Source organism: Streptomyces sp. BV286, assembly GCF_019090165.1.
Lineage (GTDB): Bacteria > Actinomycetota > Actinomycetes > Streptomycetales > Streptomycetaceae > Streptomyces.
Genome location: NZ_JAHRIB010000041.1, coordinates 1 through 770, shown reverse-complemented (window position 1 = coordinate 770; position 770 = coordinate 1). Strand labels below are relative to the sequence as shown.

Genomic DNA, 770 nt, shown 5'->3' with positions numbered 1-770 from the left:
GCCGGCGCCGGGCAGGCCGGGGCAGCCGCGGGTCCGGCAGTCCCGCCACCGCCCCGAGTTGCACAGCAGCTCGGGGCGTTCTCCGCGCCCGGCCCGGGCAGCACCGCAGCCGGCCTGCCCCGCATCGTTCGGCCGCGACCGGACCAGGGTCTGCCGCGCACAGGGCGCGACAGGCTGTTTCACCGGCCGGGCAGGTCCACTCGCGGGGCACGGCGTCGGTCCTGACACTTCCTGCACGACGCGGAACGTCCCGGCGTTCCCTGCGTACAGAGGCGCCTGCTCATGAGCGCTGCGACCCCGGCCGGAAACACCAGTCGCCAACACGATTCGCCAACGCGATTCGTCACACGGACACCGATGCGGCCGCTCACCGGCCGCACCGGCGGTCCTTCGGGGTGAAGGCCACGCCGGCCACTACGACGCGCGCGCTGTCCGGTGGTTTTCGGCGTTGATGCGCTGGGCTTCCTCGAGCTGGTCCTCGAGGATGACGATGCGGCAGGCGGCCTCGACGGGAGTGCCACGGTCGACGAGTTCACGGGCCCGGGCCGCGATACGCAGCTGGTAGCGGGAGTAACGGCGGTGGCCGCCCTCGGAGCGCAGCGGGGTGATGAGGCGGGCTTCTCCGAGAGCGCGCAGGAAGCCGGGGGTGGTGCCGAGTATGTCGGCGGCCCGGCCCATGGTGTAGGCGGGGTAGTCGTCGTCATCGAGACGGCCGAATGAATCGTCTGCTGTCATCTCACCTCTCTGTACAACAGGCTGAGGGGCCCTGG

The 770-nt window shown here is 71.7% G+C and carries 1 protein-coding gene; it reads right to left on the bottom strand.

Going from position 1 to position 770, the window contains the following annotated elements; translation table 11 throughout:
- Window positions 1–414: 414 nt before the first annotated feature.
- Window positions 415–735, bottom strand: coding sequence for a MerR family transcriptional regulator (locus tag KUF83_RS05810; protein WP_217453462.1), 321 nt, complete (start codon window positions 733–735; stop codon window positions 415–417).
- Between the last annotated feature and the right edge of the window lie 35 nt (window positions 736–770).